Here is a 6,324-nt window from a genome sequence, read left to right as displayed (position 1 = left end):
TTTTATATTTTATCAAAAGCTTTTGTCTTTGTCAAGAACTTTTTTATTTTTCTTTCACTGCCGAATCCGTTTGATTACTTCTCACTAGCAGTGTATTTATGCTATCACATTCGAACTTTTCTGTCAACCACTTTTTAAAATTTCTTATAAGTTTTTATCATCTTTACTTATAAATCTTTTCTTCGAACTTTTTCTCTCTCAGGGACTGTCCGCCTCCGCGCCTTCCTCTTATTCAAGCGTCTGTTCTGTAGTTTTCAGTGCCGTTCTCAGCGACGAATGTTATCTTATCATAGTCATTTCTAATTGTCAATGTTTTTTATATTTTTCATGTAATTCAGAATATTCTGAAAAATTAGCATCTGCGTTCCCAAACACTAACAGCTATTGCAAGCTTGCTTGCAATAAACTGGTAGGGTTGGGGAACATAGGGCGAATGCCCTTAACCGAAAGGACGTCAGTTCTTTCGGTTGTTGCAGATGCGTAACATACATTTCAAAACACGACAGCTATTGCAAGCTCGCTTGTATAATATACTCATTTCATGTTAAGATAGTATCAGCTTTATATATGAAAGGATTTTCTCATGCCTGGTTTTATTTTACATTTAACTGCAGCCCAGATGCTGCGAAGCCATCTTCACGAGTACCCTGATTTTCCTTATCCGATTCAATCTGTAAATGATTTTCTGATTGGGAATCTTCTACCGGACGCGACAGACCAAAAAGAGCTTTCACATTTCCGGAATCCTGTTTATCGTGATAAGATGATGGTATTTCCAGATTTAACACGTTTTATTGCTAAATACAGCTCTCTTCTTTCTGATTCCAGTGTTTTGGGATATTATTTTCATTTATATATCGACCGTCGGTTTTTCAAGGATTTTATTCCGGAAATTGTTGATTTTTATGATGAAACCGGACAGATTACAGATATAAAAGAAGAGATTGCGACCGTTTATATCAGAAATTTCCAGACTTATATCCCTTTTGAAAAGTATCTTACTGAGGAATATTATTATGGGGACTATACAAAGATGAATACTTATCTTGTAAATCGTTATCAGATTCCACTCGATCTGAACGCACAGATAATAAATCCAGGGATCAATGAAATTCAGTATGGAAATGTACAGCAAGTCCTGGATTCATTGCATGGATATCTCAGTGTTACCGTGGATGCAGTAAATGATCTTAAGGTATTTCCACTTGATAAGCTTCTTGCTTCACTTGAACAATATACGATTGAATTTTTAGCTAATCCTTTATAGAAAAAACTCTATTATCCCTGCCATATTCTAATCCGGAAGAGATAATAGAGTTTCTTATTATTTTACGCGATCTCTGTCGTACTTTCGAACTGAGAATTATACAGATCTGCATAGAAACCGCCTCTTGCAAGAAGTTCCTCATGATTTCCCTGCTCAATGATATCCCCATCCTTCATAACAAGGATCAGATCGGCATCCCGGATTGTTGACAAACGGTGGGCAATAACAAAGCTTGTTCTTCCCTTCATCAGATTGTCCATTGCTTTCTGGATCATTTCTTCTGTACGGGTATCAACGGAACTTGTCGCCTCGTCAAGAATCAGGATCTTCGGATCTGCAAGGATTGCTCTTGCGATTGTGAGGAGCTGTTTCTGTCCCTGGGATACATTACTTGCTTCTTCATTCAGTTCCATATTGTATCCTCCCGGAAGTGTCTGGATGAAACGATGCACATGTGCCGCCTTCGCTGCCTGAATCACTTCTTCCTCTGTCGCATTCAGTTTTCCATAACGGATATTGTCACTGATCGTACCATGGAACAGCCAGGTATCCTGCAGAACCATTCCGAACATTTCACGGAGTTCACTTCTATTGAAGTCCCGGACATCGTGTCCGTCAATCTTGATCGAACCTCCATTCACATCATAGAAACGCATGAGCAATTTGATCATTGTTGTCTTTCCGGCTCCTGTCGGACCAACAATTGCGATCTTCTGGCCTTCTTTCACATCCGCTGAGAAGTTATTAATGATGATCTTATCTTCATTGTATCCAAAACGTACATGCTCAAATTCAACATTTCCCTGAAGATTCTCTACAGAAACCGGATTCTCTACTGTCTGATCTTCTTCCGGTCCTTCCAGGAACTCGAAGACACGCTCTGATGCTGCAGCTGTTGACTGAAGCATATTCGCCACCTGTGCGATCTGCTGCAATGGCTGTGTAAAGTTACGTACATACTGAATAAAGGACTGGATATCTCCAACCTCGATCACATCCTTAATTGTCAGATATCCGCCAAGGATTGCCACTGCCACGTAACCCAAGTTTCCTACAAACTGCATTACAGGCATCATCAAACCGGAAAAGAACTGGGATTTCCATGCGGAATCATACAGCTTATCATTTGTTTCATTGAATACTTCAATTACTTCCTCTTCTTTATTAAATGCCTTGATGATGTTATGACCACCATAGATTTCTTCTACCTGTCCATTCACATTTCCAAGGTATGTCTGCTGCCCTACGAAATATTTCTGTGAATGTTTCATTACGAATCCGATCAATCCGGCAGAAAGCGGAAGAATCAAAACTGCAATCACTGTCATCAACGGGCTGATTGACAACATCATGATAAATACACCAATCAGAGTTGTAACCGATGTGATCATCTGAGTCGCACTCTGGTTCAGGCTCTGTCCAAGTGTGTCAACATCATTTGTCACACGGGAAAGCACTTCACCTACCGGCTTTGTGTCAAAATAGCTCATCGGCATGCGGTTGATCTTCTCGGAGATTTCTCTTCTCAAACGGTAGGTTGTCTTCTGAGACACCCCCGTCATCAAATATCCCTGCACAAAACTGCAGATTGCGCTGATCACATACAGGCAAAGAACAGTCAGCAGAATCTGTCCGATTTTACCGAAATTCATTCCATCTCCACCGGAAACTTTACTTACAAGTCCATTGAAAATCTCCGTCGTTGCTTTTCCTAAAATCTTCGGTCCGACAATATTGAATATCGTTCCACAGATAGCAAACACGGCTACGAAAAATACCTGTACTTTGTAAATTGCCATGTAGCGGATCAGTTTCTTCATTGTTCCTTTGAAGTCTTTTGCTTTTTCATTCGGTCTTCGACCGCCATGCATTCTAGCCATGAATCTGATCCTCCTTTCCATCTGTCTGCTCATTTAACGCTGCTTCTAACTCTTTCCTGGACAGCTGGGATTCTGCGATTTCACGGTATACCGGACAGTTCTTGAGAAGCTCCGCATGAGTTCCCTTACCTGCCACTTTGCCTTCGTCCAATACTATAATTTGCTCTGCATGCAGGATCGTGCTGATTCTCTGTGCAACGATCAGCACCGTACTTCCGCTTGTCTTTTCAGCCAACGCACGGCGGAGTGTTACATCCGTCTTATAGTCAAGGGCAGAAAAACTGTCGTCAAAAATAAATACCTGAGGGTGCTTCGCGATTGCTCTTGCAATAGAAAGTCTCTGCTTCTGTCCACCGGATACATTCGAACCTCCCTGTGAAATCGGGCTCTTATATTTCTCCGGTTTTGTGTCAATAAATTCTGTTGCCTGTGCAATCTCTGCCGCCTCGATCATCTCATCATCGCTTCCATGTGAATTACCAAACATGATATTAGATGCGATATCTCCCGAGAACAGAACTCCCTTCTGCGGAACATATCCAAGCTTCTCACGAAGTTCATGCTGTTTCACTTCACGGATATCTACACCATCCAGCGTAATATCTCCGGATGTCACATCATAGAAACGTGGAATCAGATTTACCAGCGTAGACTTACCGCTTCCGGTACTTCCGATAATCGCTGTTGTCTCACCCGGCTTCGCTGTAAATGTAATATCTTCCAGAACATCTTCATCTGCACCTGGATAACGGAAAGATACATGATCGAAAGTAAGTACTCCTTTTCCGTCTTCCGGGAAATGTTTTTCTTGCTTTGGATCGTGGATCATTGTCTCACTCTTCAATACTTCCTCAACACGGTCTGCTGCCACAGCTGCTCTTGGAAGCATAATTGAAATCATACAAAGCATTAAGAATCCCATAATGATCTGCATCGTATATTGGATAAATGCCATCATATCTCCAACCTGCATCTGTCCATCACTGATTCCATGTGCTCCTGTCCATACGATCAGAACAGATACACCGTTCATGACTAACATCATCACCGGCATCATAAATGTCATTGCACGGTTGACGAAAAGATTCGTCTTCGTCAGTGTGCGGTTCGCATCATCAAATCTCTCTTCCTCATGCTTCTCTGTACTGAATGCACGGATAACCGGAAGTCCTGTCAGAATCTCTCTTGTTACAAGGTTCAACTTGTCAACAAGATTCTGCAGCACTTTGAACTTTGGCATAACAACAAGGAACAGCAACAAAACTACAAATGCAATGATAATAACCGCAAGTCCGATGATCCAGGACATGGATACATTCGTCTTCATAACCTGCAGCACTCCACCGATTGCAAGGATTGGCGCATACAGAACCATACGAAGCAGCATAACGATCAGCATCTGAATCTGCTGGATATCATTCGTACTTCTCGTGATCAAAGATGCTGTTGAGAAGTGATTGAACTCGTTGTTTGAAAATCCAACAACCTTATGGAATACTCCACTTCTCAGATCACGTCCTGCACTTGCCCCAACTCTTGATGCCAGAAATGCAACCATAATACTTGCTACCATTCCAAGAAGAGCAAGTGCAGCCATCTGACCTCCTGTTTTTAACAGATAATGAATCTGTGTCTGATCCATGTCCATTCCAAGGTCTTTATATGCACTCCTGCAGAAGCTCACTGATGCCTGATCAAGAATTGTATCCGGCATCTCTGACATCTGCTCTTCAATCTTCTCAACCATTGTTGCTCTCTGCTCAGCCGGAAGCATTTTCAGAAGATCAAACATAGACATGTCATCCAGTGACACTGCCTGGGATTCTGCCTGAGATTCACCTTGTGGCATTCCTTCCGGCATTGTCTGGTCTGCCCCTTGTGGCATGCTCTGCGCCATTCCCTGGGACATCTGCTCTTTCAGCTTGTCTTCCATCTGTTTTGTTGTATCACTTCCGGACTCGATTCCGGATGTCATCATCATTGGAATCTGAAGAATATCTTTCAGATTCTCCATCGTATTTTCCTCTTCAGCAACAGAATCTTTCAAGACATAAGCTTCTTTTTTATAAGAAGTATTATCTTCTGTATATGCATCTATCACCGTCTGTTGATCGTCTTCCGATACAAACAAAAGCAATTTTTCCATTTCTTCTGTTGCAATCTGTCTCGGTACTTCATCTTCAATACCGCCCTGCTGGATTCCTACATTTACAATATCTGATGTGTAGGCCGGCAAGGACAGATCACAATACGCCTGCACAACCAGAATCAGCACGATCGCAATCATAGCTTTCCAGTATGATGCAGCGTATTTGAATAAGTTCTTCATAATCTGCGTATTTCCTTTCCTGGTAATTCTCTTCAAGTTACACAATCTATTATAAATCACTGATTTTCAGTGACAGTAATCTACTTCATTCACTACTCCAGATTCTCTAAGATCTGCATGAGCAGCCGGCGAAAAAGCATCTTCTCTTCCGCACTCATTCCTTCAAACACGATTTCTTCCAGTTTCTCAGCTGTCTTGATCACGTAAGCTATGCAATCTTTCCCTTTCTGCGCAAGGGTAAGGCGCATCACTCTCTGATCCTGTTCATCTGCTTTTCTTGTAATGTAACCTTCCTGCTCCATCTTCTTGATCATCGATGTGATCGACGGCGGCGTTACATTCAGGCGCTTCGCAAGTTCTTTCTGAGACATGGAATCTTCCTGATGAAGGGCAAATAATATACCTGACTGGGCTCTGTTCAGATCGTATTCTGCATATAATTCCTGTGCTCTCTTTCCGATCAGGCGCATACTCTGTCCCATCAATCCAAGTAATGGGGCATCCTCTTTATGACACTTCACGTTCTTCTTCCTCCTTGATTTATTGATACATTCTGCGAAACAAAATTTCTGACTATCACTTTCCCCACAGAATGAATGATGAAATTAGTTAGTTAATTAACTAATTGAAAATATATTACTTTTTACGAAGTAAGTCAATATTATTTCTATTTTTTCACATTTTCTTAATACTTTTTGCACATAAACAAATTAGATAGTTAATTAAATTTAATGTATAAAAATGGTGAAATCAAATGACTGACTCCATCTGATTTCACCATTTCCCATTAAAACTCGTTACTGTTCACACGATGTGCGACCAGCAACGCATCTCGCCATTTTAAATCG

General features: G+C 41.3%; 4 protein-coding genes. 1 reads left to right on the top strand and 3 read right to left on the bottom strand.

Annotation, left to right across the window (positions count from 1 at the left end; translation table 11 throughout):
• Positions 1-583: 583 nt before the first annotated feature.
• Positions 584-1,267 (top strand): hypothetical protein, encoded by a 684-nt coding sequence (locus tag LI126_RS14490; RefSeq protein ID WP_227165640.1) that lies wholly within the window; start codon positions 584-586, stop codon positions 1,265-1,267.
• Between the two features lie 62 nt (positions 1,268-1,329).
• Here the strand turns inward: LI126_RS14490 and LI126_RS14485 are convergent, their stop codons facing one another.
• The 3 genes from LI126_RS14485 to LI126_RS14475 form a co-directional block, all read right to left on the bottom strand.
• Positions 1,330-3,147 carry an ABC transporter ATP-binding protein gene (locus tag LI126_RS14485; RefSeq protein ID WP_015529364.1) on the bottom strand — a complete coding sequence of 606 codons (1,818 nt, stop codon included), beginning with the start codon at positions 3,145-3,147 and terminating at the stop codon, positions 1,330-1,332.
• The gene (locus tag LI126_RS14480) at positions 3,140-5,476 is read right to left on the bottom strand and encodes an ABC transporter ATP-binding protein (RefSeq protein WP_227165639.1); all 2,337 of its coding nucleotides are present in this window, start codon (positions 5,474-5,476) and stop codon (positions 3,140-3,142) included. Before LI126_RS14480 ends, LI126_RS14485 begins: the two co-directional genes overlap by 8 nt.
• Positions 5,477-5,568: 92 nt before the next feature.
• Positions 5,569-5,997, bottom strand: a complete 429-nt coding sequence (locus LI126_RS14475; RefSeq protein WP_227165638.1) for a MarR family winged helix-turn-helix transcriptional regulator — start codon at positions 5,995-5,997, stop codon at positions 5,569-5,571.
• Positions 5,998-6,324: the final 327 nt, after the last annotated feature.

Source organism: Mediterraneibacter sp. 210702-DFI.5.30 (genome assembly GCF_020560115.1).
Classification (GTDB): domain Bacteria; phylum Bacillota; class Clostridia; order Lachnospirales; family Lachnospiraceae; genus Mediterraneibacter; species Mediterraneibacter faecis.
Note: the sequence above shows the minus strand (reverse complement) of the source record. Positions and strands in the feature narration are given on the sequence as shown.